Origin of the sequence: Halomonas halophila, from assembly GCF_030406665.1 — a bacterium.
In the GTDB taxonomy this organism is placed as follows: domain Bacteria; phylum Pseudomonadota; class Gammaproteobacteria; order Pseudomonadales; family Halomonadaceae; genus Halomonas; species Halomonas halophila.
In genome coordinates this window covers 633,868-658,635 of the sequence record NZ_CP129121.1, presented here as the reverse complement: position 1 = coordinate 658,635, position 24,768 = coordinate 633,868, and the positions used below count along the sequence as shown (strand labels likewise).

At 69.6% G+C, this 24,768-nt stretch carries 24 protein-coding genes; 16 read left to right on the top strand and 8 right to left on the bottom strand.

All coding sequences use genetic code 11. From position 1 onward, the window contains the following. Nucleotides 1-58: 58 nt before the first annotated feature. From QWG60_RS03035 to QWG60_RS03015, 5 genes are all read left to right on the top strand, one after another. Nucleotides 59-1,696 (top strand): BCCT family transporter, encoded by a 1,638-nt coding sequence (locus tag QWG60_RS03035; protein ID WP_146907611.1) that lies wholly within the window; start codon nucleotides 59-61, stop codon nucleotides 1,694-1,696. 159 nt (nucleotides 1,697-1,855) lie between these two features. Next, nucleotides 1,856-2,761, top strand: a complete 906-nt coding sequence (locus tag QWG60_RS03030) for a DMT family transporter (protein ID WP_146907613.1) — start codon at nucleotides 1,856-1,858, stop codon at nucleotides 2,759-2,761. Nucleotides 2,762-2,856: 95 nt separating this feature from the next. Further along, nucleotides 2,857-3,123 (top strand): DksA/TraR family C4-type zinc finger protein, encoded by a 267-nt coding sequence (locus QWG60_RS03025; protein WP_146907615.1) that lies wholly within the window; start codon nucleotides 2,857-2,859, stop codon nucleotides 3,121-3,123. A 170-nt stretch (nucleotides 3,124-3,293) separates the two neighbouring features. After that, nucleotides 3,294-4,883: a bifunctional GNAT family N-acetyltransferase/carbon-nitrogen hydrolase family protein gene (locus QWG60_RS03020; protein ID WP_035593681.1), complete on the top strand. Its 1,590-nt coding sequence runs from the start codon at nucleotides 3,294-3,296 to the stop codon at nucleotides 4,881-4,883. Nucleotides 4,884-4,887: 4 nt separating this feature from the next. Next, nucleotides 4,888-5,694 (top strand): M90 family metallopeptidase, encoded by an 807-nt coding sequence (locus tag QWG60_RS03015; protein ID WP_146907617.1) that lies wholly within the window; start codon nucleotides 4,888-4,890, stop codon nucleotides 5,692-5,694. Here QWG60_RS03015 and QWG60_RS03010 read toward each other — a convergent pair. The 3 genes from QWG60_RS03010 to QWG60_RS03000 all read right to left on the bottom strand — a co-directional run bounded on the left by QWG60_RS03010 (nucleotide 5,646) and on the right by QWG60_RS03000 (nucleotide 8,803). Continuing rightward, nucleotides 5,646-7,142 (bottom strand): ATP-binding protein, encoded by a 1,497-nt coding sequence (locus QWG60_RS03010; RefSeq protein WP_146907619.1) that lies wholly within the window; start codon nucleotides 7,140-7,142, stop codon nucleotides 5,646-5,648. The genes QWG60_RS03015 and QWG60_RS03010 overlap by 49 nt on opposite strands. Then, on the bottom strand, nucleotides 7,139-7,801 hold the full coding sequence (locus QWG60_RS03005; protein WP_146907621.1) for a response regulator: 663 nt from the start codon (nucleotides 7,799-7,801) through the stop codon (nucleotides 7,139-7,141). Before QWG60_RS03005 ends, QWG60_RS03010 begins: the two co-directional genes overlap by 4 nt. Nucleotides 7,802-7,933: 132 nt before the next feature. After that, nucleotides 7,934-8,803 carry a LysR substrate-binding domain-containing protein gene (locus QWG60_RS03000; RefSeq protein WP_146907623.1) on the bottom strand — a complete coding sequence of 290 codons (870 nt, stop codon included), beginning with the start codon at nucleotides 8,801-8,803 and terminating at the stop codon, nucleotides 7,934-7,936. A 107-nt stretch (nucleotides 8,804-8,910) separates the two neighbouring features. Here QWG60_RS03000 and QWG60_RS02995 point away from each other — a divergent pair, with 107 nt between their 5' ends. After that, nucleotides 8,911-10,080 (top strand): TauD/TfdA family dioxygenase, encoded by a 1,170-nt coding sequence (locus QWG60_RS02995; protein WP_146907625.1) that lies wholly within the window; start codon nucleotides 8,911-8,913, stop codon nucleotides 10,078-10,080. Nucleotides 10,081-10,196: 116 nt separating this feature from the next. Beyond that, nucleotides 10,197-10,874, top strand: coding sequence for a TVP38/TMEM64 family protein (locus QWG60_RS02990; protein ID WP_035593688.1), 678 nt, complete (start codon nucleotides 10,197-10,199; stop codon nucleotides 10,872-10,874). 64 nt (nucleotides 10,875-10,938) lie between these two features. Here the strand turns inward: QWG60_RS02990 and QWG60_RS02985 are convergent, their stop codons facing one another. After that, the gene (locus tag QWG60_RS02985; protein WP_107181264.1) at nucleotides 10,939-12,264 is read right to left on the bottom strand and encodes a glycosyltransferase; all 1,326 of its coding nucleotides are present in this window, start codon (nucleotides 12,262-12,264) and stop codon (nucleotides 10,939-10,941) included. Further along, entirely contained in the window at nucleotides 12,261-13,211 is a 951-nt protein-coding gene (locus QWG60_RS02980; RefSeq protein WP_146907627.1) for a LysR family transcriptional regulator, read from the bottom strand. The genes QWG60_RS02985 and QWG60_RS02980 overlap by 4 nt, the downstream gene beginning before the upstream one ends. Nucleotides 13,212-13,316: 105 nt before the next feature. Between QWG60_RS02980 and QWG60_RS02975 the strand changes: the two genes are divergently transcribed. The 8 genes from QWG60_RS02975 to QWG60_RS02940 all read left to right on the top strand — a co-directional run bounded on the left by QWG60_RS02975 (nucleotide 13,317) and on the right by QWG60_RS02940 (nucleotide 20,860). Further along, a complete protein-coding gene (locus QWG60_RS02975) occupies nucleotides 13,317-14,396 on the top strand; it encodes a tartrate dehydrogenase (RefSeq protein WP_107181265.1) in 1,080 nt (359 codons plus the stop codon). 112 nt (nucleotides 14,397-14,508) lie between these two features. Next, nucleotides 14,509-15,105: a lipocalin family protein gene (locus QWG60_RS02970; protein WP_046079416.1), complete on the top strand. Its 597-nt coding sequence runs from the start codon at nucleotides 14,509-14,511 to the stop codon at nucleotides 15,103-15,105. Nucleotides 15,106-15,221: 116 nt separating this feature from the next. Next, a complete protein-coding gene (locus tag QWG60_RS02965) occupies nucleotides 15,222-16,241 on the top strand; it encodes an SMP-30/gluconolactonase/LRE family protein (RefSeq protein WP_046079417.1) in 1,020 nt (339 codons plus the stop codon). A gap of 267 nt (nucleotides 16,242-16,508) precedes the next feature. Then, nucleotides 16,509-17,501 carry a succinylglutamate desuccinylase gene (locus QWG60_RS02960; protein ID WP_046079418.1) on the top strand — a complete coding sequence of 331 codons (993 nt, stop codon included), beginning with the start codon at nucleotides 16,509-16,511 and terminating at the stop codon, nucleotides 17,499-17,501. Nucleotides 17,502-17,720: 219 nt separating this feature from the next. Further along, nucleotides 17,721-18,491, top strand: a complete 771-nt coding sequence (locus QWG60_RS02955; RefSeq protein WP_107181267.1) for an ABC transporter ATP-binding protein — start codon at nucleotides 17,721-17,723, stop codon at nucleotides 18,489-18,491. A 24-nt stretch (nucleotides 18,492-18,515) separates the two neighbouring features. Next, entirely contained in the window at nucleotides 18,516-19,220 is a 705-nt protein-coding gene (locus tag QWG60_RS02950) for an ABC transporter permease (protein WP_146907629.1), read from the top strand. After that, nucleotides 19,220-19,951 carry an ABC transporter permease gene (locus tag QWG60_RS02945; RefSeq protein WP_107181269.1) on the top strand — a complete coding sequence of 244 codons (732 nt, stop codon included), beginning with the start codon at nucleotides 19,220-19,222 and terminating at the stop codon, nucleotides 19,949-19,951. The genes QWG60_RS02950 and QWG60_RS02945 overlap by 1 nt, the downstream gene beginning before the upstream one ends. Before the next feature lie 141 nt (nucleotides 19,952-20,092). After that, nucleotides 20,093-20,860, top strand: coding sequence for a transporter substrate-binding domain-containing protein (locus tag QWG60_RS02940; RefSeq protein WP_046079420.1), 768 nt, complete (start codon nucleotides 20,093-20,095; stop codon nucleotides 20,858-20,860). 149 nt (nucleotides 20,861-21,009) lie between these two features. Here the strand turns inward: QWG60_RS02940 and cadR are convergent, their stop codons facing one another. After that, complete coding sequence (gene cadR / locus QWG60_RS02935; RefSeq protein ID WP_146907631.1) at nucleotides 21,010-21,468, bottom strand: Cd(II)/Pb(II)-responsive transcriptional regulator; 459 nt, start codon at nucleotides 21,466-21,468, stop codon at nucleotides 21,010-21,012. Between the two features lie 207 nt (nucleotides 21,469-21,675). On the opposite strand from cadR, the gene QWG60_RS02930 reads away from it, so the two are divergent. Further along, nucleotides 21,676-22,461, top strand: a complete 786-nt coding sequence (locus QWG60_RS02930; RefSeq protein ID WP_046079426.1) for a TraX family protein — start codon at nucleotides 21,676-21,678, stop codon at nucleotides 22,459-22,461. A 23-nt stretch (nucleotides 22,462-22,484) separates the two neighbouring features. Here QWG60_RS02930 and QWG60_RS02925 read toward each other — a convergent pair whose 3' ends face one another. Further along, entirely contained in the window at nucleotides 22,485-23,684 is a 1,200-nt protein-coding gene (locus tag QWG60_RS02925) for a cation:proton antiporter (RefSeq protein WP_046079427.1), read from the bottom strand. Between the two features lie 165 nt (nucleotides 23,685-23,849). Then, the gene (locus tag QWG60_RS02920) at nucleotides 23,850-24,749 is read right to left on the bottom strand and encodes a LysR substrate-binding domain-containing protein (RefSeq protein WP_046079428.1); all 900 of its coding nucleotides are present in this window, start codon (nucleotides 24,747-24,749) and stop codon (nucleotides 23,850-23,852) included. Nucleotides 24,750-24,768: the final 19 nt, after the last annotated feature.

Here is a 24,768-nt window from a genome sequence, read left to right as displayed (position 1 = left end):
CCGACGTATGAGAGACTCCGTCGGCCATTTCGCCTCCCCCATGCAGGAGCAGTCTTTCATGAATCATCCAAGCGAGCCGACACCCGCCGCGGTGTCGAGCGACATGCAGACGGACTACACCGTCGGCCAGGACAACATCGAGGGCAGCCTGGGCCCCATCGGTTTCGATATCCATAACCGGGTCTTCGCCATCTCGGCGCTGGCCTCGATCGCCTTCATCGTCCTCACCCTGCTGTTCCCCGAACGGGCCGGCAGCCTCTTCCAGTCCATCGTCAGCTTCTCCACCGGCACCCTCGACAGCTACTTCATGATCGTGGTGGATGGCTTCATCCTGTTCTGCCTGGCACTGGTCGTGCTGCCCTACGGCAAGGTCCGCCTGGGCGGGCCCGACGCCACGCCGGAGTACGGCTATCTCTCCTGGTTCGCGATGCTGTTCGCCGCCGGCATCGGCATCGGCCTGCTGTTCTTCGGCGTGCTGGAACCGGTCTACCACGCCAACGTCTCCTCGCCACTGGGCACGCCCTCGCCCTTCGGCGCCGACGGGGGGCTGAACCCGGAGGCCGTCGCCGACGCCACCGCCATGGGCCTGGCCGGCACCTATCTGCACTGGGGCATCCACGGCTGGGCCGTCTACGTGGTCATGGCACTGGCGCTGTCCATCTTCACCTACAACAAGGGCCTGCCCTTCTCCATCCGCTCGGCCTTCTTCCCGCTGCTGGGCGACCGTGTCTGGGGCTGGTGGGGCCATGCCATCGACATCCTGGCGGTGTTCTCGACCCTGTTCGGCCTGGCCACCTCGCTGGGCCTCGGCGCCCAGCAGGCCAACGCCGGCATGAACTTCGTCTTCGGCCTGGACGTCAGCATCACCACCCAGGTGATCGTGATCGTGGCCGTCACCGCGGTGGCGCTGGTCTCGGTGTGGCGCGGCCTGGACGGCGGCGTGAAGCGGCTCTCCGAGATCAACATGGGCATGGCCGTGCTGTTCTTCTTCTTCGTGCTGTTCGCCGGCCCGACCCTGGCCGCGCTCACCGGCTTCTGGAGCGGCCTCGAGACCTACGTGACGGAGTTCATCCCGCTGTCGGCGCCCTTCGGCCGCGAGGACGACGCCTATCGCCAGTCCTGGACCATCTTCTACTGGGCCTGGTGGGTCAGCTGGGCGCCCTTCGTCGGCATGTTCATCGCCCGCGTCTCCCGGGGCCGCACGGTGCGCGAATTCGTGATCTGCGTGCTGCTGATCCCGAGCCTGTTCATCTTCATCTGGATGGGAGTGTTCGGCGCCACCGCCCTCGACCAGCTCTATGCCAATCCGGCCGGTAGCCTGATCAAGGAATACGTGATCGACAACTACAGCCCCGAGCTGTCGCTGTTCGGCATGCTCAACGAACTGCCGCTGTCGGGCCTGATGTCGACCCTGGGCATCATCCTGGCGCTGATCTTCTTCGTCACCTCGTCGGACTCCGGTTCGCTGGTGATCGACACCATCACGGCCGGCGGCAAGATCGACGCGCCGCGCCCCCAGCGCATGTTCTGGGCCACGGTGGAAGGCCTGATCGCCATCGTGCTGCTGATCGGCGGCGGGCTCTCGGCGCTCCAGGCCGGCGTCACGGCCACCGCGATCCCCTTCTCGGTGGTGATGATTCTGATGTGCTACACCATCATCAAGGCGCTGAACGGCGAGCTGCGCGCCCTGCGCTGAGGCCGCGCACTCACTGACGCCGCCCCCTGGGCCCATGCCGCATCGCGGTGGCCGACCCAGGGGGCGGCTCGCGTCTGGTCCCCTGCCGTCGACGGCCTTATTATCGAAGGCTCATCTTCAGGCCGCTCACGACCGCCCTTTCATCGACGCGAGGATGCCATGTCACCGTTCGTCTTCCTGCTGCCGCTCGGCGCCGTGCTGATCTGGTCGGGCAACATGACCATCAACCAGCTGACCGTCGGCGCCATCGCCCCCAGCAGCATCGCCTTCCTGCGCTGGCTGCTGGCGCTGGCGGTGATGACGCCCTTCGTCGCCTCCGCCGCCTGGCGCCATCGCGCCATCATCCGCCGCGAATGGCCGAAACTGGCGACGCTGGGCCTGCTGGGCATGGGGCTGTGGCAGGGCCTGGCCTACGTGGCCGCCGAGACCACCTCGGCCACCAACATGGGCATCCTGGCCGCCATGGTGCCGCTGATCACGGTGCTGCTCAGTGCGCTGATCCTGCGCGAACCGCCCAGCCTCGGCGGCGTGGCCGGCGGGGTGCTGGCGCTGGTCGGCGTCAGCGTGCTGCTGGGCCAGGGCGACCCGCTGTCGCTGCTCGACCTCGAGGTCGCCACGGGCGACGCCCTGATGGTGGTGGCCGCGACCTGCTATGCGCTCTACGGCGTGATGCTCAAACGCTGGACGATCGACCTGCCACCCTGGGTGCTGCTCTACGCCCAGGTGGTCTTCGCCGTGCTCCTGCTGCTGCCACCCTACCTGGCGGGACCGATGACGCCGGTCAGCGCCGACAACCTCGGCCTGATCGTCTACGCCGGGATCCCCGCCTCCATCGTCACCACCTACCTGTGGATGCACGCCATCCGCCGCATCGGCGCCAACCGTTCGAGCATCTTCATCAACCTGATGCCGCTGTTCAGCGCCATCATCGCCATGCTCGCACTGGGCGAGACCGTCTCCAGCTTCCACTTCCTGGGCGGCGCCCTGATACTGGCCGGCGTGGTGATGGCCCAGACCCTGACCCGGCCGCTGGTCAGCCGCGAGGCGGCCCGGCGAACGGGCTAGTCGATCCCGGCCGGACACGCTGGACGCGGCCCGCACAGGCCCTAGGATGAAATCACAACATCACAACATCACAACAACCACGGAGGACGGCGGAGATGGCCGGAGGCTGGTCGAAGGACGGCGACGTCCAGCAGCAGATCGACGACAGCGTGCAGGACGAGCTGGAGCGCGCCCGGCGCGCGATCCCCCGCGGCGAGAGCGCCCATGAATGCGACGAATGCGGCGACCCGATCCCCGAGGCACGGCGCCAGGCGGTGCCTGGCGTGCGGCTGTGCCTCGCCTGCCAGGCCGAGCGCGACAGGCGCCAGGACCCGGGCGGCGGCTTCAATCGCCGAGGCAGCAAGGACAGCCAGCTGCGCTGACCGTGCAGGAAAGTGTCTGCGCGCCACGACGTCTCGGGCCATGCCGGGAGCGCTGAAGCGCGGTATCGCCCACTCTTACCGGCGGCGCCTGATCCCCACTACGCCTGTCGGCCCGAGGGCAAGAGGCTGCTAAACTGCGGCTTTCGTTCCCCGACCGGAGAGTCCGCGGCATGTCCCTCGATGATCTGCATCTCAATCTGCGCAACCTGACGCAGGACGACTACCCGCAGCTCAAGACGCTGATGGACGCCGTCTATCACGACATCGGCGGCGCCTGGCCCGAGCACACCATCGACAAGCTGATCGAGGAATTCCCGGACGGCCAGATCGCCATCGAGGACGACGGCCGGCTGGTCGGCGTGGCCCTGACCGTGCAGGTCGACTACGACGAGTTCTCCAACCCTCACCAGTACGACGACCTGATCGGCCAGCGCGAGATCATCCTCAACGACGCCGAGGGCGACGCCATGTACGGCCTCGACGTGCTGATCCATCCGGACTATCGCGGCTATCGCCTGGGCCGGCGGCTCTACGAGGCGCGCAAGGACCTGTGTCGCTCGATGAACATGCGGGCGATCCTCGCCGGCGGCCGCATCCCCCAGTACCACCAGTACGCCGACGAGCTCTCGCCGGCGGAGTACATCGACAAGGTGGCGCGCAAGGAGATCCACGACCCCATCCTGTCGTTCCAGCTGGCCAACGACTTCCAGGTCAAGCGCCTGCTGCGCAAGTACCTGCCCGAGGACGAGAAGTCCCAGGGCTACGCGACTCTGCTCGAGTGGAACAACATCCTGTTCGAACCCGCCGAGCGGGTGCTCGAGAGCCGCCGCACCCAGGTGCGGGTCGGCGCCGTGCAGTGGCAGATGCGCGAGTTCGACTCGGTGGAGGCGGTGCTGCAGCAGGTCGAGTACTTCGTCGACGCCCTGGCCGACTACCAGAGCGACTTCGCGGTCTTCCCGGAGCTGTTCAACGCCCCGCTGATGGGCCTGCAGGACCGCGCCGCCCAGCAGGACCAGATCGCCGCCATCCGCTTCCTGGCCGGCTTCACCGAGCGCTTCAAGACCGAGCTGTCGCGCATGGCCGTGGCCTACAACATCAACATCGTGGCCGGCTCGATGATCGAGTTCGGCGAGGAGGACCGGCTCTACAACGTCGCCTACCTCTGCCACCGCGACGGCTCCGTCGAGCGCCAGGCCAAGCTGCACATCACCCCCCAGGAGCGCCGCGACTGGGTGATCGAGGGCGGCGACGAACTGCAGGTGTTCGAGACCGACGCCGGTCGGGTCGGTATCCAGATCTGCTACGACGTCGAATTCCCCGAGCTCTCGCGGCTGCTGGCCGAACAGGACATGGACATCCTGTTCGTGCCCTTCTGGACCGACACCAAGAACGGTTACCTGCGGGTGCGCCACTGCGCCCAGGCCCGGGCCATCGAGAACGAATGCTACGTGGTGCTGTGCGGCAGCGTCGGCAACGTGCCCTCGATCGAGAACCTCGACATCCAGTACGCCCAGTCCTCGGTGTTCTCGCCCTCGGACTTCTCCTTCCCCCACGACGCCGTGCTGGCCGAGACCACGCCCAACACCGAGATGATCATGTTCTCGGACCTGGACCTGACCCGGCTCACCGTGGTGCGCAACGAGGGCTCGGTGACCAACCTCAAGGATCGCCGCCAGGACCTGTTCGACCTGCGCCTGCGCGACTGGTCGTGGAAGTCCGGGGGCCGGCCATCCGCGGGCCGCGACGTGGACGAGAGCTGAGGCCGTGCTGGAGCGCCTGAGGCGCTGGCGGGCGGCCCGCTTCGAGGCCCGCCACCCCTTCCCCGAGGCCGAGTGGCAAGAGGCCCGGGCACGGCTGCCGCTGCTCGCCGCCCTGCCCGACGCCGCCGCCGAGCGCCTCGGCCATCGCGCCTGGCGCTTCGCCCATGCCAAGCGGCTGAGCCGCCATCCCGAGCTCGACCCGGTGATCGACTTCGACGTGCCGGCGCGGCTGGCCATCGCCGCCCAGGGCTGCCTGCTGACCCTGGGCTGGGACGACGCCACCCACCGCGAGGCCTTCGCCGGCCTGCACGAGATCCTGATCGTGCCCGACGCCTTTCATCGCCGGGTGGAGGAGATGGACGAATTCGGGGTGATGCACGAATACGACGACGAGCGCGCCGGCGAGACCTCCCACCAGGGGCCGGTGGTGGTCGCCTACCCGGACCTGATGGAAAGCGGCCGGCTCGACGGCTTCAACGTGGTGATCCACGAGCTGGCCCACAAGCTCGACATGGCCAACTCGCTGGACGCCGACGGCTTCCCGCCGCTGCCTGCCGACATGGCCGCGCAGGACTGGCATCGCGTGTTCACCACCGTGTGGGACGACCTCCAGGCGCATCTCGCCCGCGGCGAGGCCACGCCCATCGACGACTACGCCGCCAGCCACCCGGGCGAGTGCTTCGCGGTGAGCTGCGAGACCTTCTTCGCCGCCCCCGCGGCGCTGGACGCCGCCTATCCCGAGCTCTACGGCCTGCTCGGCCGCTACTTCCGCCTCGATCCGCTGTCCTGGCACTCGCCGTCCTCCGACTGACCTCTACGCTCTGCCGCGTCCGTTCTCGCCGCCCCCGGGCGGGCAAGCGCCGGCGGCCGGGCCGGCCAGCGCAGCGCGGCCTCGAGGCCGTGCGGATGGCAGTTGCGCAGCGTCAGTCCGGCCTGCTGGCGCTCGGCCAGCTGCTGCACGATCGCGAGCCCCAGGCCGCTGCCGGTGGTGCGCTGGTCCGCGGCGCGCCGGAAGCGTTCGGTGATGGTGGCCAGCGCCTCCTCGGGAATGCCCGGGCCGCTGTCGCGCACCGCCAGCACGGCGCTGTCGGCGGTCTCGGAGAGCGTGATCGCCACCTCGCCGTGCTCCGGCGTGTAGCGCAGGGCGTTGTCCAGCAGGTTGCGGATCAGGATGCCCGCCTCCACCGGATCGGCACGCACCCACAGCGCCTGAACGCCGTGCAGGGTCATCTCCTGATGCCGGGCCTGGGCCCAGGGCCACAGCTCGGCGACCAGCTCGAGCACCAGCGGATAGAGATCGATGTCGCGGGTCTCGCGGGCCTCGCGGCGGTCCAGCCGCGCCAGCACCAGCAGCTGCTCGACCACCCGCTGCAGCCGTTCCACGCCGCGACAGGCCTTGTCCAGCGAGTCCCGCTCGCCGGCCCGGGCGTTGTCGAGGTGGATCTTCAGCCCGGCCAGGGGCGTGCGCAGCTCATGGGCGGCATCGGCGGTGAAGCGCCGTTCGCGCTCGAGGGTCTCGCGCAAGCGAGCGATGAAGTCGTTGAGGGCCTCGCGCAGCCCCGACAGCTCGCGGGGCACGCCGACGTCGATGAAGGCCAGGTCGCGGTCGTCGCGGCCGGCCACTTCCCGCGACAGGGTGCCGATCGGGATCAGCCCCCGGCGCACGATCCAGCCCGTGGCGACCAGCAGCAGCGGCAGTGCCAGCAGCATCGGCACCAGGTTGCCGAGCGCCACCTTGCGCTCGAGCTCGTGCATGAACTCGATGCTGACCCCGGAGCGGATCCACAGCCCGCTGTCCTCGTCGAACATCGAGAACACCCGCCAGCGGCCGCCGTCGTACTCGGCCCAGGCGTAACCCTGCTCCTCGGGCGGCGGGAAGGGCCCGGCCCCGCTCCAGGGCGCGCCCGTCAGGTACGGGCGGCCGTCGCGGTGCCAGAAGCCCAGCGACAGCTCGCGTTCCTCGTGATGATAGAGCGCCGCCCCCCGGCCGGCGGCCTCGAGCGGCGCCTCGCCATCCGGATGGAAGCTCGCGAGGCGCTTCGGATGGCTCATGCGCTCGGCGATCCGACGATAGGTCGCCTCGGAGGCATCCGGACCGATCAGGCTGGCCACCACCCGGTTCTGCAGGCTGAGCTGGGCGTCGAGGATCTCCTCGGTCTCGTGGGCGGTGATCAGGTAGGCGGCGGTGACGACCAGCAGCGTCACCCCGGCGAGGACCAGCGCCAGGGTGCGGCTCAGGTAGCGGCGAATCGACCTCATGCATCACCGGCGTTCAGCCGATAGCCGACGCCCCGGATGGTGGTGATCAGGCCCTTGTGGAACTTCTTGCGCAGATGATGAACATGCACTTCCACGGCGTTGGAGGCCACTTCCTCCTCCCAGCCGTAGAGCAGGTTCTCCAGCCGCGGCCGGGTCATCACCCGGTCGGCGTGGCGCGCCAGCTCCAGCAGCAGCGCGTACTCGCGGCGCGTCAGGGGCATCTCCTCGCCCTGCCAGACCACCCGATGGCGGGCCTCATCGATGCGCAGCTCGCCCACGTCGAGGAACTGCGAGGCCCGGCCCTCGGCGCGTCGCATCACCACCCGCAGGCGGGCCAGCAGCTCGGCGAGGTCGAAGGGCTTGAGCACGTAGTCGTCGGCGCCGCCGTCGAGCCCGGCCAGGCGCGAGTCGATGTCGTCACGGGCGGTGAGGATCAGCACCGGCAGCGAGCCGCGGCCACGCACCGCCTTGAGCACCTTCATGCCGTCGACGTCGGGCAGGCCCAGGTCGAGCACCACCACCGAGAAATCGTCGTAGCGGGCCGCCGCCATCGCCTCGCGGCCGTTGTCCAGCCAGTCGACGGCATAGCCCTCGCGCTGCAGCGCGGTCTTGATGCCATCGCCCAGCAGCGGGTCGTCCTCCACCAGCAGCACGCGCATGCGCCTCTCCTTTGCCTGTCCCGGTCGCGACTCGTACGGCCATTGTCCGGGCGATGTCTTAAGCCTTGCTTAAGCTCCCCGTTCAAGACTAGCGTACCTCTCGGCCTGCCGAGTCAGTCGGCAATACGGTGCTTAATCGTCCAGCCCCTGCGCCAGCCAGCCCCACAGTCGCTCGGCCTCCGGGCGCGGCTGGCGTCGGGCCGGGCGCACCAGCCAGAAGCCCTCATCGCTCTCCACCGGGAGCTCGAGGGCCACCGCCAGGTCGTCGCGCTCCTCGATCAGCCGCCGATGGGTCAGCGCGATGCCCGCGCCGCGGGCCGCCAGCGCCAGGGTCATCATCTGGTTGTCGCAGGACAGCGCGGCACAGCGCGATTCCAGCCCCGCGGCGCCCACCGCCTCCAGCCAGGCCGGCCAGCCCACCGCGAAGCCCACCGCATGCAGCAGGGTATGGCCGGCCAGGTCCGCCGGCGTGGCGAAACGCTCGGCCAGCGCCGGCGCGCATACCGGCACCATCACCGCCTGACCCAGCGACAGCGCCTCCACACCCGGCCAGTCGCCGCGGCCGTAGCGGATCTCCAGATCGGCGCCCTCGGGGCCGAAGTCGTCCGGCCAGATGGCGCTGACCAGGCGCAGCGCGATCTCGGAATGCGCCTCGCGGAAGGCCGCCACCCGCGGGGCCAGCCAGTTCTGCTGCACCACCGGCGTGGTGCGCAGGGTCACCGGCGACTCGCCGGGCTCGCCGAACACCTCCCGGGTGCCCTCGGCCAGCCGCGTGAAGGCGTCCTGCAGGCTCGGCAGCCAGGCCTGGCCCGCCGGGGTCAGGCTCAGGCTGCGCGGATGACGCACGAACAGTCGCTGGCCCAGGCGATCCTCGAGCAGGCGAATGCGCTGGCTGATCGCGGCCTGGGTGACACCGAGCTCGTGGCCGGCGGCGGTGAAGCTCAGTGTGCGGGCGGCGGCCTCGAAGGCCTGCAGCCACAGCAGGGGAGGAAGGGGCTTCATGGAAAAGTCTGACATAAATTTTTTGGGGTCATAGGCGCCAGATTAATCGTTTGTCGCGCCTCCGCCCAGCCGTCACCATTAGCGCATTAACGATGAAGGAGCCGATCATGACCGATACGCCGACCGCCGAGGCGCGCCCCAGCGTGCCCATGGCCGAACTCGACGACCACGCCGGCGGCCCCGGCCTGGTCGAGGCCAGTGCCGCCGGCGCCCGCCTGACCCTGTCCTGGGAAGACGGCGAACGCGCCGCCTTCCCGCTGACCTGGCTGCGCGACCACTGCGCCTGCGCCGAGTGCCGCCATCCGATGACCCGCGAGCGCCTCTACATGGGCCTCGAGGTGCCGGACACGCCCGAGGTGCGCCTCGAGGACGGCAACCTGACGCTGACCTGGGCCGACGGCCACGTCAGCCGCTTCGACGCCGGCTGGCTGCAACAGCGCCGCCCCGGCCAGACACGCCCGGATGCCGTGCCGACCCGCCGGCCCTGGCGCGAGGACTTCCGCCCCGTGCGCGTCGCCCACGCCGACTTCGTGGCCGGCACCGAGGGCGAGCGCGCCTGGCTGACCGCCCTGCTGCGCGACGGCCTGGTGCTGCTCGAGGACGGCCCGCTGGCCGACGAGGAGGTCAGCCGCCTGGCCGGTCGCATCGGCCCGCTGCGCGCCACCAACTTCGGCGCCCGCTTCGACGTGCGTTCCAAGCCCAACCCCAACAACGCCGCCTACACCGCCATCGGCCTGGCGCTGCACACCGACCTGCCGAACTGGCGCCATCCGCCGGACATCCAGCTGCTCTACTGCCTGGAGAACGACGCCGAGGGCGGCGAGTCGACCTTCGTCGACGGCTTCGCCGCAGCCGAGAAGCTGCGCCGCCAGGATCCCGAGGCGTTTCGCCGCCTCGCCGAGACGCCGATCGACTTCCGCTTCCAGGACGAGGAGCACGACATCGTGCTGACCGCCCCGCTGCTGTCGCTCGATACGGCCGGGAACGTCACCGAGGTGCGCCTCAACAACTGGATCCGCGACACCCTGCGCCTGCCGCTGGAGCAGATCGACGCCTGGTACGACGCCTACCGCGCCTTCTGGCAGCTGACCCAGGACCCGGACAACCGGCTCGAATTCGCCCTGGCCCCGGGCCAGATGGTCGCCTTCGACAACCGCCGGGTGCTGCACGGGCGCCTCGCCTTCAATCCGGAGAGCGGCCGTCGCCATCTCCAGGGCACCTACCTGGACCTCGACCTGTGCGAGTCCCGCCTGCGGGTGCTGGCGCGCCAGGGCTGAGGCGTCGATGCGCCGCCCCGCCGACGCTCACGAGCCGCGGCGGGGCGGCACGAGGCTTTGGGCCATGGCGTCACTGCCGTATGCTGTGGCCTGAGCTGACCAGGAACCCCTGCCCCATGTCCCGATCCCTCGGCGTCGTCGCCCTGACCCTCACCCTTCTCGTCGTCCTGGGCCTGCTGTGGCAGTGGCTGGCCATGCAGGACCTGCTCACCGTCGACAGCCTGATGGCGCTGGCCAAGGGCTCGGTGGCCTGGCGCGACGCGCCCTGGGCGGTGCTGGTGGTGATGGCGGTCTACGCCGGCGCCTCGCTGGTGATGTTCCCGCTGAGCCTGCTGGTGGCGCTGACCGGGCTGCTGTTCGGCCCCTGGTGGGGCTTCGGCTACGCGCTGGCCGGCACCCTCGCCGCCTCGGTGCTGACCTGGTGGGTGGGCCGCAAGCTCGGTCGCGACGCCCTGCTGCGCCACGGCGGCCAGCGCCTCAAGGGCCTGTCGCGCTACCTCTCGGGGCGCGGCATCCGCACCATGACGCTGGTGAACCTGCTGCCGCTGGCGCCCTTCACCCTGACCAACATGATGGCCGGGGCCTTCCACCTGCGCTTTCGCGACTACATGATCGGCTCGACCCTGGGCATCCTGCCGGGGCTCGCCGGCGTGACGCTGCTCGGCAGCCAGCTCGGCGAGCTGGCCGCCGCCGACAGCCGCAAGGACGTGGTCATGGCCCTCGGCGGGCTGGTGCTGGGCGTGGCGCTGCTCTACGGGCTCAAGCGCTGGGCCGAACGCCGCCGGCGGCGCTGAGGCCTGGGCCGGGCGGCCCGAGTCGAGGCCGCCAGTCTGGAAGGCAATTCACTTGGAGGGCAGCTCATTTCGAGGGCAGTTCGGGCTCGTCGGAGCGGTTGCCGGGCCACCAGGAGGGCCGTTCCTGCTCCCACTCCTCCTGCACCAGGTGGCGCAGGATCCGCCCGCGATAGCGCAGCATCTGCCATTCCGCGCCCAGCCGGCCGCGCACGCGATCCCAGCCGCCGTCGTCGGCGTGGGTGAAGGGCCCGCCGCTGGCGATCGCCCGCCGGTAGACGGCCAGGCAGCGCTCGGCGCACAGGCGCTCGTCGTAGTCCGCGGCGGTGGCCAGGGCACCGTGATGCAGCGGCAGGCGCCGCGCCGGGTCACCGAGCTCGTCGAGGGCCGCCGCCATGGCCTCGGCGTCGTCCTCGGCCAGCAGCCGCCCGTTCTCTTCGTCCGCCACCACCTCCACCACGCCCGGCGCCTCGACCGCCACCACCGGCAGGCCCGCGGCCATGGCCTCGGCCACCACCATGCCCTGGGTCTCGCTGTGGGAGGCGAAAGCGAAGACGTCCATGGCGTGATAGGCGTCGATCAGCGCCTGGCCCTGCAGGCGGCCGGTGAAGTGGACGCGCTCGTCCACGCCCCATTCCTCGGCGACCATGGCCATACCCTCGGCCGCATCGCCGTCCCCGACCACCAGGAAGTGGGCCTCCGGCCGGGCGCCCAGCGCCCGGCACACGGCCTCGGCCAGGAACGTGAGATTCTTCTCGTGGGCCAGCCGTCCCAGATGGCCGATCACGTAGGCGCCCTCGGGAATGCCCTGCGCTTCCCGGCAGCCGGCTCCATTGCCGTCTGTGAAACGCGCCGTGTCCACGCCGCTCGGCACCACGCGGATCTCGGGATTGCCGTCGCGCGCCAGCAGCAGGTCGCGGATGCTCTCGCTGGGCGCGATCACGGCGTCGCACAGCCAGGTGTACTGGGTCGCCAGCGCCACGGCGAAGCGCTGCATGCGCGGCGAGTCGCCCGGCACGTAGTGGGTGTAGTGCTCGTAGAGGGTGTGGTGGGTGAACACCAGCGGCAGGCCGTAGGTCTCGGCGGCCCGGGCGGCGGTGTCGCCGAGCAGGAAGGGGTGATGGGTGTGCACCAGATCCGGCTCGAAGGCCTCGATGGCGTCATACAGCTGACCGGGAATCGGCACCGGCAGGGAGAAGTCGCTGCCGTTGAAGTGCTGGACCGCCGCCACCCGTACCACGTCGGCCTCGAAGTCCGGCTGTCCCTCCAGGCGCGGGGCCACCACCAGCACCTTGTGGCCGGTGGCCTGGAGCTGGCGCTTGAGCCGCTGCACGGACTCGCTGACGCCGCCGACGATGGGCAGATAGGTGTTGGTGAACATCAACACATTCACGGTGGCGACACTCCTTGCCGGGTTTCCAAAAGCCCCTCCCGAGCCGGGACGCGTCCCGGCATCTCCTGCTCAAGATAGGCGATGAAGGCGCGAATCCGCAGCGGGACGTGGCGGCGCCGATCATACACGGCATGAAAGTCGGCGCGCACGCCCTGCCAGTCGGGCAGCAGTTCCACCAGTCGCCCCGCCGCCAGATCCTCGTGCACGTCCCACCAGGAGCGCAGGGCGATGCCATGGCCGTCCCGGGCCAGGCCGCGGATCACCTCGCCGTCGTTGCTGGCCATGGGGCCGGTGACCTTCACCGCACGCTCCTCGTTCGGCGCGTCGCGGCGCTCGAATCGCCACACCGCGTAGTCGCTGGCGATCTCTCGCAGCACCAGGCAGGAGTGGCGTACCAGGTCGGCCGGCTCGTTGAGCGGCGGCATCGTCGCCACGTAGCGCGGCGCCGCACACAGCACGCGCCGGCTGGCCAGGATGCGCCGGGCCACCAGCCGCGAGTCCGGCGGCTCGCCGACCCGGATGCCGATGTCGATGCCCTGGTCGGCCAGGCCGAGCGGAAAATTGGTCAGCTCCAGACTCGCCTCGAGGCGCGGATGCCGGGCGCGGAAGGCCGACAGCAGCGGCGCCACGTGGCGGCGCCCGAAGCCGAAGGTGGCGTTGATGCGCAGCGGCCCGGAGAGCTCGGCGCGATGATCGCCGAGAGTCTCCTCGAGCTCGGTCAGATCGTCGAGGATGGCCCCACCGCGGGCCAGATAGCGCTCGCCCTCGGCGGTCAGCGTCAGGCGCCGGGTGGTGCGCGCCGCCAGCGACACGCCCAGGCGCGCCTCGAGCCGCTGCAGGCGCTTGCTCACCGCCGACAGCGACAGCCCGAGCTCGCGGGCGGTGGCGGTCAGGCTGCCGGCCCGGGCGAGGCATTGGAAGAAGGCCAGATCGTCGAGGGGCGTCACCGCATTCTCCACCTGAACTCAATAATGGCTTGAATATTACCCCGATTATCTCCGCCCTGTCCGCCGCTAGACTGGGTGAACGCTCATTCCCCGACAGGAGTTCCCATGACCCAGCGTATCGCCGTGCTCGCCGGTGACGGCATCGGCAAGGAAGTCATGCCGGAGGGCCTGCGCGCCCTCGAGGCCGCCGCCCGCCGCTTCGACCTCGACCTGACCTTCGAGGCCTTCGACTTCGCCAGCTGCGACTACTACCTCGAGCACGGCCAGATGCTGCCCGACGACTGGCACTCGACCCTGGTCGGCTTCGACGCCCTCTACTACGGCGCCATCGGCTGGCCCGAGACGGTGCCGGACCACGTCTCGCTGTGGGGCTCGCTGCTCAAGTTCCGCCGCGAGTTCGACCAGTACGTCAACCTGCGCCCCTGCCGCCTGCTGCCGGGCATCGAGAGTCCGCTGGCCGGTCGCAAACCGGGCGACATCGACTTCTACGTGGTGCGCGAGAACACCGAGGGCGAGTACTCCAGCGTCGGCGGCACCATGTTCGAGGGCACCGAGCGCGAGGTGGTGATCCAGGAGACGGTGATGACCCGCACCGGCGTCGACCGGGTGCTGAAGTACGCCTTCGACCTGGCCCAGACCCGCCCACGGAAGAAGCTGACCTCGGCCACCAAGTCCAACGGCATCGCCATCACCATGCCCTGGTGGGACACACGCGTGGCCGCCATGGGCGAGCGTTACCCGGAGGTCGAGGTCGACCAGTTCCACATCGACATCCTCACCGCCAACTTCGTGCTGCACCCGGACTGGTTCGACGTGGTGGTGGCCAGCAACCTGTTCGGCGACATCCTCTCCGACCTGGGCCCGGCCTGCACCGGCACCATCGGCGTCGCCCCCTCGGCCAATATCAACCCCGAGGGCACCTTCCCGAGCCTGTTCGAGCCGGTCCACGGCAGCGCCCCGGACATTGCCGGACGCGGCATCGCCAACCCCATCGGCCAGATCTGGTCCGGCGCCATGATGCTCGAGCACCTGGGCCAACCGGAGGCCGGCGCGGCCATCCTTGCCGCCATCGAGGCGGTGCTCGCCGCGGGCGACGCCGGGACCCTGACGCCGGATCTCAAGGGCCACGGCACCACCGAGGGCCTGGGCCGCGCCATCGCCGAGCGCATCGCCGCCGACGCCTGAATCGGGCCAGAACCGGGGCTGAATCAGGGCTGAACAGGCCGGCGCGACGGCTGACACGCCGCCGCGCCGGCCCTATGCTGGCAGGGAATCGGACACCCCCAAGGAGGCCAGGATGCCCACCGCCACCCGACGTTTCCCGCGCTATTCACTGCCCGACCGCGGCCGGGCGCTGCTCGGCGCCGCCCTGCTGCCGCTCGGGCTCGCCGCCTGCACCGGCATCCCCCAGGGCACCCAGCCGGTCGACGGCTTCGACGCCGAGCGCTATCTGGGCCGCTGGTACGAGATCGCCCGCTTCGATCACTCCTTCGAGGAGGGCCTGGACTGCGTCACCGCCGACTACGCCCGCCGCGACGACGGCGGCATCCGGGTGATCAACCGCGGCGTCGACCTGGACGCCGGCGAGGTCGACGTCGCCGAGGGCAAGGCCTATCCGATCGGCGAACCCGGCCAGGGTCGGCTCAAGGTCAGCTTCTTCGGCCCCTTCTATGCCGGCTACAACGTGCTGGCGCTGGCCGACGACTACGACTGGGCGCTGGTCGCCGGCCCCGACCGCGACTACCTGTGGATTCTCTCGCGCACCCCAGAGCTGGCCCCGGACACCTACCGCGCCCTGGTCGAGCGCGCCGAGGCGCTGGACTTCCCGGTGGACGAGCTGATCGAGGTGGAACAGGGCGAGACCGCCTGCGCACCGTGGCGCCGCGAGAGCTGATCGTGCGCCCCGCAAAAATGTACAACATACGTTCGTCGTAGTTACACATACATAGGCTTCAGGCCATCCTCATGGACGCACTCCGAACAACAAACGTGCTTCACATGAGGTGACATATGACGATAGGACGCCGTCAGTTCCTGGCCGGGACCGCCGCCCTGACCGCCGCGGCGGGCTCGCCCTCGCTGTTCGCCCGCGCCGAGCCACCCGCGCGCTATCCTAACGACTGCTGGCAGGTGCTCGACGAGCGCTTCGAGCGCTACATGCTGTTCAACTCGCCGCTGGAGCGGATCTGGAGCGGCGGGCTGTGGCTCGAGGGGCCGGCCTGGAACGCCGTGGGCCGCTACGCGGTGTTCAGCGATATTCCCCGCGCTCGCCAGATGCGCTGGGACGAGGCCAGCGACACGGTCAGCGTGCTGCGCCACGAGGTCGGCCACTCCAACGGCAACGCCTTCGACGACCGCGGCCGGCTGATCGCCTGCGAGCACTCCCCGGCCCGGGTGGTACGCTATGAATGGGACGGCGGCATGACCGTGCTGGCCGACGGCTGGCAGGGCAAGCGCCTCAACGCCCCCAACGACCTGGTCACCCTGCCCGGCGGCGGCGTCATCTTCACCGATCCCGGCTATGGCGCCCACGTGGACTATGAGGGCCACAAGCGCGAGCTGGAGATCGAGCCGGCGGTCTACTACGTCGATGACACCCTGGACGAGCCTCTGCGCCTGACCACCGCGCCCTACAAGCCCAACGGCATCGGCCTGAGCCCGGACCGGCGCACGCTCTACGTCACCGACACCGCGCCCTCGCACTACCCCGACCAGCCCGCCGCCATCTTCCGCTTCACGCTCGCGGAGGACGGCAAGGGCGTATCGGACGGCAAGCGCCTGGTGGAAGGCCAGGGCGAAGGCTACGACGGCATGGCCGTGGACGAGGACGGCAACCTCTGGGTCGGCACCTCCGGCGGCGAGGGCAAGGACGGCGTCAGCATCTTCACCGCCGAGGGCGAACGCCTCGGCCGCATCCTGCTGCCCGAGGTCTGCGCCAACGTCTGCTTCGCCGGCGAGGACCGCAACCGGCTGATGATGACCGCCAGCCGCTCCGTCTACACCCTCTACACCGGTGCCCGCGGCGCCTGACCCCGCCACGACAGGCTTCTCGACGCGCGCTCGCGGCGCACCGTTCATCCGGCGCCCGGCCCCGATGGCCGGGCGCCGGCTTTTCACTCAGGCACCGGGCTTTTTCATCAAATCGACAGCCGGCCTTGCGGCGGCCGTCGTGGCACCGGAAGGTAAGGCCAGACTCCGTCTTCACAACGATATAACAAGGATTCTGCCCCATGCCCCGCATCACGGTGCCATCGGCCCGACAGGCCGCCGCCCATCCGCCGATTCCGCGAGGTCGACATGCTGGCTGAGTGGCTCTCCACCACCCTGGACGGCGCCCCCGCCGCCAACGGGGGCACGCTGCCCGGCGGCCGCTACCGCATCCTCGGCCCCGGCCTGCTCGAGCTCCTGCCCGCGGCGCCGTCGCCCACGGCCCCGGCGCTGGTCATCTCGGCGGGCATCCACGGCAACGAGACCGCCCCTATCGAGCTGCTCGGCGACCTGCTGGCGCGGCTGGAGGCCGGCCGACTGACGCTCGGCGCCCCGACGCTGGTGATCCTGGGCAACCTCGAGGCCATCCGGGCCGGCACGCGCTTCGTCGAGACCAATCTCAACCGGCTGTTCCGCCGCGGCCTCGACGCCGAGGGCCATGAAGCGGACCGCGCCCGCGAGCTGATGACCGCGGTCGACGCCTTCTTCACGCACCACAGCGGGCGCCGCCGGATCCACCACGACCTGCACACCGCGATCCGCGACAGCCAGTATCCGCGCTTCGCCGTGGAACCCTTCGCCGAGGCCGCCACGCCCGACGAGCAGTGGCGCTGGCTGGCCGGTGCCGACATCCAGGCGGTGCTCCACCAGCACACCCACAGCTGGACCTTCTCCCACTATTCGAAGCACTACCACGGCGCGGCGGCCTTCACCCTGGAGCTCGGCCGCGCCCTGCCCTTCGGCGAGAACGACCTGGCGCCCCTGGCGCCCATGGGTACGCTGCTCGCGGCGCTGGTCGAGAACCGCCCCCCGGCGGAACGCCCGACGGCCGACATGGCCTTCTTCCGCGTCGAACACGAGCTCAAGCGCCATGCCGAGGACTTCCGGCTGTGCTTCGCCGACGATACGCCCAACTTCACCGAGTTCGCCCCCGGCACCCGGCTGGCCGAGGATGCGGTCGACGGCGCCTTCACTGTCGGCGAGACGCCGCTGCGGGTGGTGTTCCCCAACGCCGCCGTCGAGATCGGCGCCCGCGCCGCCCTGCTGGTCAGCGCGGTCGCGCCGCCGGACGAGACCGACTGAGCGGCACTACCGGGCTGGCAGGATGCCAGCTGACTATCGGACCAAGGTTGAACGAACGGAGAGGCAAGAAGGCCTGCCGTTCACGGTCGAGACTGGTAGAATCGCCCCCTTTTTCACGCCGGACCGTCTCGAACGGTCTCTGGGGCCCTGCCCGAAGTCGCGTCGCCGGTGCGATTTCCGGCAGCGCCCAGGTGATCCCTTCGAACTGGAGCCTTTTCCATGGCCGACACCCCGATTCCGCTGGAAGTGCGCAACATCAAGAAGCGCTTCGGCGACAACGACGTCCTCAAGGGGCTCTCCCTGCAGGCCCACAAGGGCGACGTCATCACCCTGATCGGAGCCTCCGGCTCCGGCAAGAGCACCTTCCTGCGCTGCATGAACCTGCTCGAGCAGCCCGACGAGGGCGAGCTGATCGTCCACGGCGAGCCGATCCGCTTCAAGGAGACCAAGCACGGCCGCGAGCCGGCGGACTGGAAGCAGGTCGTGGCCATGCGCGCCCGGCTCTCCATGGTCTTCCAGAGCTTCAACCTGTGGGCCCACATGACGCTGCTGGAGAACGTCATCGAGGCCCCGGTGCACGTGCTCGGCAAGTCGAAGCAGGACGCCATCAAGCACGCCCGCGAGCTGCTCAAGCGGGTCGGCCTGGGCGAGCGCGCCGACTACTACCCGGCCCAGCTCTCCGGCGGCCAGCAGCAGCGCGGCGCCATCGCCCGGGCGCTGGCCATGGACCCGGAGGTGATGCTGTTCGACGAGCCGACCTCGGCGCTCGACCCGGAGCTGGTCGGCGATGTGCTCAAGGTCATGCGCGACCTGGCCGAGGAAGGCCGCACCATGATCGTGGTCACCCACGAGATGGCCTTCGCCCGCGACGTCTCGACCCAGGTCGTCTACCTGCACCAGGGCCAGGTCGAGGAAGCCGGGCCGCCCGAGCAGGTGCTGGGCAATCCGCGCTCCGAGCGTCTCAAGCAGTTCCTGGCACCCAAGCACTAAGGCGCCCGCACGAGGAGATCACCCATGATCGATCTGCACGGCTACGGCCCGCGCCTGTTCGAAGGCGCCCTGATCACCATCGAGCTGGCGGTGCTGTCGCTGCTCCTGGCCATCGTGCTGGGGCTCGCCACCGCCAGCGCCAAGATGTCCCGCCACTGGGGCCTGCGCCAGCTCGGCACCCTCTATACCACCGTCATCCGAGGCGTGCCGGACCTGGTGCTGATGATGCTGCTGTTCTTCGGCGGCCAGATCGGCATCAACATGGTCACCGACTGGCTCTACTACCAGTTCGACGTCGACATCTTCATCAACGTCAACGAGTTCGTCGCCGGCGTGGTCACCATCGGCCTGATCTTCGGCGCCTACATGGGCGAGACCTTCCGTGGCGCCTTCATGGCCGTGGACAGCGGCCAGATCGAGGCCGGCCGCGCCTACGGCATGCGCCCCTGGCTGGTGTTCCGCCGCATCCGCTTCCCGCAGATGATGCGCCACGCCCTGCCCGGCCTGTCCAACAACTGGATGGTGCTGCTCAAGACCACCGCCCTGGTGTCGGTGATCGGGCTTTCCGACATGGTCCGCGTGGCCTCCGAGGCCTCCAAGGCGACCCGCGAGCCTTTCACCTTCATGATCATCGTCGCCGTCATCTACCTGCTGATCGCCAGCGTCTCCGAATGGGGCTTCGCTCGCCTGCAGAAGCGCTATGACATCGGCTACGGGGAGGCGAACTGATGGACGCCCTGATGAACTGGCTCGAGACGCAGCTGGCCGACAACAGCATCTTCACCCTGCAGACGCTCTCCTACTATGGCGACGGCCTGGTCACCACGGTCCAGCTGGTCTTCCTGTCGCTGATCATCGGCCTGGTGCTGGCGGTGCCGCTGGCCATCGGCCGCGGCTCGAAGCACGCCTGGGTGCGGCTGCCGATCTTCTTCTACTGCTATGTGTTCCGCGGCACGCCGCTGCTGGTGCAGCTCTACCTGATCTACTACGGCGTGGTGTTCGTCGAGGGCATCCAGGAGACCTGGCTGTGGGTGATCCTCGAGAAGCCCTTCGTGCCGGCGCTGATCGCCTTCACCCTGAACACCGGGGCCTACACCACCGAGATCTTCCGCGGCGCGATCAAGTCCACGCCCAGGGGCGAGATCGAGGCGGCCCGGGCCTACGGCATGTCCTGGGCGCTGATGATGCGGCGCATCGTGCTGCCCAGCGCCTTCCGGCGCGCGCTGCCGGCCTACGGCAACGAGGTGATCTTCATGCTCCACGCCAGCGCCATCGCCAGCGTGGTGACGCTGATGGACCTCACCGGCGCGGCCCGCTTCGTCTATGCTCGCTTCTACGCGCCCTTCGATGCCTTCCTGTTCGTGGCGGCGATCTACCTGTGCCTGACCTTCACGATCATCTATGTCTTCCGCCGCCTGGAGAATCGGCTGCTCGCCCACCTCAAGCCGGCGGGCGGCTGAGGCAAGCGTCAAACGAACGTTGGGAACCAACGTTCGTTCCTGCGCTTTCGACCCGCCCGGCCTTCCGCTAAGGTGGGCGGGTCATCATCCCAGAGTCGCCGCCCACAAGGTGTGACCATCAACAACAAGGGGAGTCCCTCCATGAAGTTTCAGAAGATCCTGAGCCTCGGCGTGCTGAGCGCCGCCATGATCGCCGGCACCGCCAGTGCCGACGTCCGCGACATCCGCATCGGCGTCGACGTGCCCTACGAGCCGATGGAATACCGCACCCCGGACGGCGAGCTGACCGGCTTCGACATCGACCTGGGCAATGCCCTGTGCGCCGAGATCGGCATCCAGTGCGAATGGGTCGTCCAGGGCTGGGATGGCATCATCCCCGGGCTGCAGGCGCGCAAGTACGACGCCATCATGTCCTCGATGACCATCAACGAGCAGCGTCGCGAACAGGTGCTGTTCTCCGACCCCTACATCACCCCGCCCTCCGCCTGGTTCGCCCCGGCCGACAGCGAGATCGTCACGCCGGACGCCGAGTCCCTGGACGGCAAGTCCATCGGCGTGCAGCGCGGTACCCTGCAGGACAACTACGTCACCGACATGTACGGCGACGTGGCCGACGTGAACCGCTACGCCACCGCCGACGACATGGTGCTGGACATGGATGCCGGCCGCCTGGACATCGCCTTCCTCGACTTCCCGATCGGCAAGTCCACCCTGATCGACAGCGAGGCCGGCGACTACAAGACCGTCGGCGAGAAGATCAGCGAGCCGGTGGAATACTTCGGCGAAGGCTTCGGCATCGCCTTCCGCCAGCGTGACGGCGAGCTGGCCGAGGCCTTCAACGAAGCGCTCTCCACGCTCAAGGCCAACGGCACCTACGACGAGATCGAGGCCAAGTACTTCAGCGAGTAAGCACTTCAGCGAGTAAGTACTTCAGCGAGTCAGGCATCCAGAGAGCCGGCGCCGGGACACACCGGGCGCCAGGCCAAGAAACGCCAGCGGCCCCGACAGAGTCGGGGCCGCTGGCGTTTCAGGGGAACGTGCTGCCGCGCCGACCCCATTCACAGCCGCGGATGCACCCCCGGCACATGGTCGTCGTCGGCCGGTGCGTTGGTTCCGGCGTCTTCCGGCGGGTGCGCCAGGGCGTCGAGAATGCCGCACTCGGCGGCCAGGCGTTGCCCTTGGCAGCGGCTCCGCAACGTCCTGAGCGAGCGCTCCAGGGCCTGCAGCTGGGCAATGCGGGCGGCCACATGATCGAGGTGGGCATCGATCAGTGCATCGGCGTCACGGCAAGGCTGGTCTGGGTGATCATGACACTCCAGCAGCGCGCGGATCTCGTCGTGGGTCATGTCCAGCGCCCGGCAGCGGCGGATGAAGGCCAGTCGCTCGACGTGGGCCTCGCCGTAGAGGCGGTAGTTGGCCTCGCTGCGAGCGGGCTCGGGCAGCAGCCCCTCGCGCTCGTAGTAGCGGATGGTGACGACGCGGCAGTCGGTGCGCCGCGCCAGTTCGCCGATCTTCATGAGCAGGCTCCGATATGGACGTTGTCGGCAGAAATGCTCCCTATAGTGACTATAGGCAATACGTGAGACAAGCCGGCGTGGCCGGCGTTTGCCTCGATGCCGGTCGGCGACACCTTGTGCAGGAAATCGACAAGGCAGCGCCACGTGCCGAACCCGCTCGCCACACGCCGTGTCATCGGAAGGGTCACCCATGACAAGGAGATCGCGATGTCCCTCGCCGCCAACGCCGATGCCGGCGTCGCTCGCCCTTCCTCGGCCTGGACGGGCTGGGGCCAGTGGCTGGCGCTGATCACCATGACCCTCGACCATCTGTCGCGCTACGCGGTGCCCGAGGCCTGGGGACTGGACTGGATCGACTCCTCACTGGGGCGCATCGCCTTCCCGCTGTTCGCCGCCATGGTCGCCTGGCACGGGCTGTTCAACACCCGCGATCCGCTGCGCTACGCCCGCCGCGTGCTGGTGATCGGCCTCGTCGCCCAGCTGCCCTATGCGCTGATGCCCCGGGATATCGACGGCCTGATCCTCAATATCTGCTTCACGCTGTCGCTGGGCCTGATCGGCGGCGCCTGGCTGCTGAACCTGCCGGCACGGCGGGCGCGCGGTCTCGCCGCCTGGCAGATGACCGCCGAGGCGATCGCCGCCCTGGCGGTGTGGGCGCTGGCGGGCCCGGTCGTCGAGTATGGGCATCTGGGCCTGCTGATGATCCCGCTCTACATGCTGGCGATGCAGCGCCTGCACGCGCCCGCGGCGACGCCGGACGCGCGCCTGTTGGGGCTGATGTCGGCGCTGCCGGTGCTGGTCACCGCCGGACTGATGAACAGCTCCCCGATGGCCAAGGCCTTCACCGTCGCCACCTGCCTGGTGGCGCTGCTGCTGGCCGCCGGCGCCCACCGGCTCTCGCCGCGGGTGCCCTTCACCATGCCGCGCCGCCTTTGGCTGGCCTGGTATCCCGCGCACTTCGCGGCCATCGCGCTATGGCTGGCGCTCGTCTGACGCCCTTTCGCCCCGCCACCGGCCTAGCTTGCTTCTCGCAGTACCCGTCGTACCAGCATGGGCCCGACGGTCTCGAACACCAGGGTCGAGGCCACCACCGTCGAGAGCAGCAGCGTGCCATGCTCGGGAAAGCGCTCCGCCGCGAGCAGCGCCATGCCCATGGCCACCCCGGCCTGGGGCGTGAGGGCCAGGCCGATGTCCCGGGGCAGGTCGGCCTGGCGGACCCGGGCCAGCCGCACGCCCAACATCCCGCCGAGCAGGCGCCCCGCCAGCCGCAGCGCCAGATAGGCCAGGATCAGGCCCTGGGCCTCGTGAAGGTGCAAGAGATCGACGCTGGCGCCGGACAGCACGAAGAAGAACACCAGGAAGGGCCATTCGATGTGCTCGATCTCGCTGAACGAGCGGGTATGGTGGCGAGACAGGTTGGCGATCAGCATGCCGGTGACCATGGCCGCCAGCAGAGAGGAAACGCCGAGCCAGGTCGACAGGCCGGCGAGCAGCAGGATCAGGGCGATGGCCTCGACCTGGGTCGGCTGTCCCGGCGCCAGGCGCCCGGTCAGCCAGGCCGCGGGCAGACCGATGACGGCACCCAGCAGCAGCGCCCCGCCCAGCTCCCAGACCGCCTCCAGCAGCAGGTGCTCGCCACCGGCCGCCCCCTGAAGGCCCCAGCCCAGCACCGACATGGCCAGCCCGAAGACCAGGATGCCCCAGGCATCGTCGATGGCCACGATGCCCAGCAGCAGGCGGGCCCGCAGCCGAGTGTCGCCGCTGGCATGAATGCTCTCCTGGACGGCGGCGGGATCGGTGGCCACCGAGATCGCCGCCAGCGAGACGGCCACCGCCAACGGGAATCCCAGCGCCCATAGCCCCAGTCCCACCGCCAGGGCGCCGACCCCGACCACCGACAGCGAGACGATCAGGATCAGCGGGCCGGTGGTTCGCAGGCGCGCCAGGGTCAGCTCGCCTCCCAGCAGGAAGGCCACCATGACCAGGGCCACCTGGACCAGCGGCTCGCCGAGACCGTCGAGGAGGCGACCGGCAGGCAGCCCCAGCACCAGCTGCTGAACGATCGCCACGCTCAGCCCGACCAGCACCAGCAGCGAGATGCGCGGTAGCCGGGTGCGGCTCGCCACGGCATCGGCAAAGATGCTGGAGGCCAGCAGCCCGCCCAGCACGATCAGCGCCGCCGCCGCGGGCGGCAGATCGTTCACGACCGGGAGCATGTCCCTCTCCTTCGTCCTGGCATCGCGTCCTGTCCTTCTCCGTCCCTGTTCGCGTGCCGCTGGCCCGCTGGAAGGCACACCGGGCCGCTGCCCTCGCCCGGCCTTCAGTGTATGCCAGCCTCGCGATGGCGCTGCGGGGTCAGATCAAGAAAGCGGTTCTCGGCTTCAGCCATCGCCCCGGGACTCGACGAGGAACACCTTGAAGGCCTGCCACAGCGGACTGCGGTAGCGTTCGGGATGCCACACCAGCGAGAAGGTGCGGCACAGCACCAGCCGGCTGTCGAGCGCCACCAGCTCGCCGCGCTCGCGCTCGCCGGCCACGCTCAGCGCCGACAGGCAGCCGAGCCCGAGCCCCGCCAGCACCGCCTGCTTGATCGCCTCGTGCTGACCCAGCGATATGCGCACCCGGGGCGTCAGGCCCAGATCGCGCATGGCCTGCTCGAACACCTCGCGGGTGCCGGAGCCCGGCTCGCGCAGGATCCAGGGTGCCTCGGCAAGATCGCCGTCCTCGAGGTCGCCGCGACTCGCCAGCGGGTGGCCGGGCGCGGCCACTACCACCAGACGATCCTCGCACCAGGGCTCGCTGACCAGCGCCGGCTCGCGGCACTCGCCCTCGATCAGCCCCAGGTCAGCCTCCAGGCGCAGCACATCGCCCACGACCTCGTGGGTGTTGCGCAGCCGCAGGCGTAGATCGGCGCGAGGATGCGCCTCGCTGAAACGCCCCACCAGGCCGGGCAGCAGGTAGGTGCCCACGGTGGCGCTGGCCGAGACGTCCAGCGTGCCGCGCAGCTCGCCTTCTGGCTCACGGGCCGCGGCGACGAAGCCCGCCATGTCGTCGAGCAGCGCCTCGGCCCGGGGCAGCAGGCCGCGCCCCAGTTCGTTGAGCACCAGCCGCCGCCCGGGGCGCTCGAACAGCGCCACGCCGAGCTGACGCTCCAGGTCGGCCAGCGCCTGGCTGGTCGACGACGGGGAGAGCGACAGCGCCTCGGCGGCGGCGCTGACCGTGCCGAGACGCGCGACGCTGGCGAAGACCTGGAGCTGGCGGAAGCTGACCTGGGGCGACATATCGGTTTTTCCGAAAAGC

Bases quoted from the DNA above. Each gene is read 5' to 3' on its own strand.
- QWG60_RS02945 (WP_107181269.1), top strand. From the start codon at position 19,220: ATGGACGCCCTGATGAACTGGCTCGAGACGCAGCTGGCCGACAACAGC.
- QWG60_RS02975 (WP_107181265.1), top strand. From the start codon at position 13,317: ATGACCCAGCGTATCGCCGTGCTCGCCGGTGACGGCATCGGCAAGGAA.
- QWG60_RS02950 (WP_146907629.1), top strand. From the start codon at position 18,516: ATGATCGATCTGCACGGCTACGGCCCGCGCCTGTTCGAAGGCGCCCTG.
- QWG60_RS03020 (WP_035593681.1), top strand. From the start codon at position 3,294: ATGTCCCTCGATGATCTGCATCTCAATCTGCGCAACCTGACGCAGGAC.
- QWG60_RS02925 (WP_046079427.1), bottom strand. From the start codon at position 23,684: ATGCTCCCGGTCGTGAACGATCTGCCGCCCGCGGCGGCGGCGCTGATC.
- QWG60_RS02940 (WP_046079420.1), top strand. From the start codon at position 20,093: ATGAAGTTTCAGAAGATCCTGAGCCTCGGCGTGCTGAGCGCCGCCATG.
- QWG60_RS03025 (WP_146907615.1), top strand. From the start codon at position 2,857: ATGGCCGGAGGCTGGTCGAAGGACGGCGACGTCCAGCAGCAGATCGAC.
- QWG60_RS02995 (WP_146907625.1), top strand. From the start codon at position 8,911: ATGACCGATACGCCGACCGCCGAGGCGCGCCCCAGCGTGCCCATGGCC.
- QWG60_RS03030 (WP_146907613.1), top strand. From the start codon at position 1,856: ATGTCACCGTTCGTCTTCCTGCTGCCGCTCGGCGCCGTGCTGATCTGG.
- QWG60_RS02970 (WP_046079416.1), top strand. From the start codon at position 14,509: ATGCCCACCGCCACCCGACGTTTCCCGCGCTATTCACTGCCCGACCGC.
- QWG60_RS02960 (WP_046079418.1), top strand. From the start codon at position 16,509: ATGCTGGCTGAGTGGCTCTCCACCACCCTGGACGGCGCCCCCGCCGCC.
- QWG60_RS03005 (WP_146907621.1), bottom strand. From the start codon at position 7,801: ATGCGCGTGCTGCTGGTGGAGGACGACCCGCTGCTGGGCGATGGCATC.
- QWG60_RS02955 (WP_107181267.1), top strand. From the start codon at position 17,721: ATGGCCGACACCCCGATTCCGCTGGAAGTGCGCAACATCAAGAAGCGC.
- QWG60_RS02965 (WP_046079417.1), top strand. From the start codon at position 15,222: ATGACGATAGGACGCCGTCAGTTCCTGGCCGGGACCGCCGCCCTGACC.
- QWG60_RS02990 (WP_035593688.1), top strand. From the start codon at position 10,197: ATGTCCCGATCCCTCGGCGTCGTCGCCCTGACCCTCACCCTTCTCGTC.
- QWG60_RS03035 (WP_146907611.1), top strand. From the start codon at position 59: ATGAATCATCCAAGCGAGCCGACACCCGCCGCGGTGTCGAGCGACATG.
- QWG60_RS03010 (WP_146907619.1), bottom strand. From the start codon at position 7,142: ATGAGGTCGATTCGCCGCTACCTGAGCCGCACCCTGGCGCTGGTCCTC.
- cadR (WP_146907631.1), bottom strand. From the start codon at position 21,468: ATGAAGATCGGCGAACTGGCGCGGCGCACCGACTGCCGCGTCGTCACC.
- QWG60_RS02930 (WP_046079426.1), top strand. From the start codon at position 21,676: ATGTCCCTCGCCGCCAACGCCGATGCCGGCGTCGCTCGCCCTTCCTCG.
- QWG60_RS03000 (WP_146907623.1), bottom strand. From the start codon at position 8,803: ATGAAGCCCCTTCCTCCCCTGCTGTGGCTGCAGGCCTTCGAGGCCGCC.
- QWG60_RS02920 (WP_046079428.1), bottom strand. From the start codon at position 24,749: ATGTCGCCCCAGGTCAGCTTCCGCCAGCTCCAGGTCTTCGCCAGCGTC.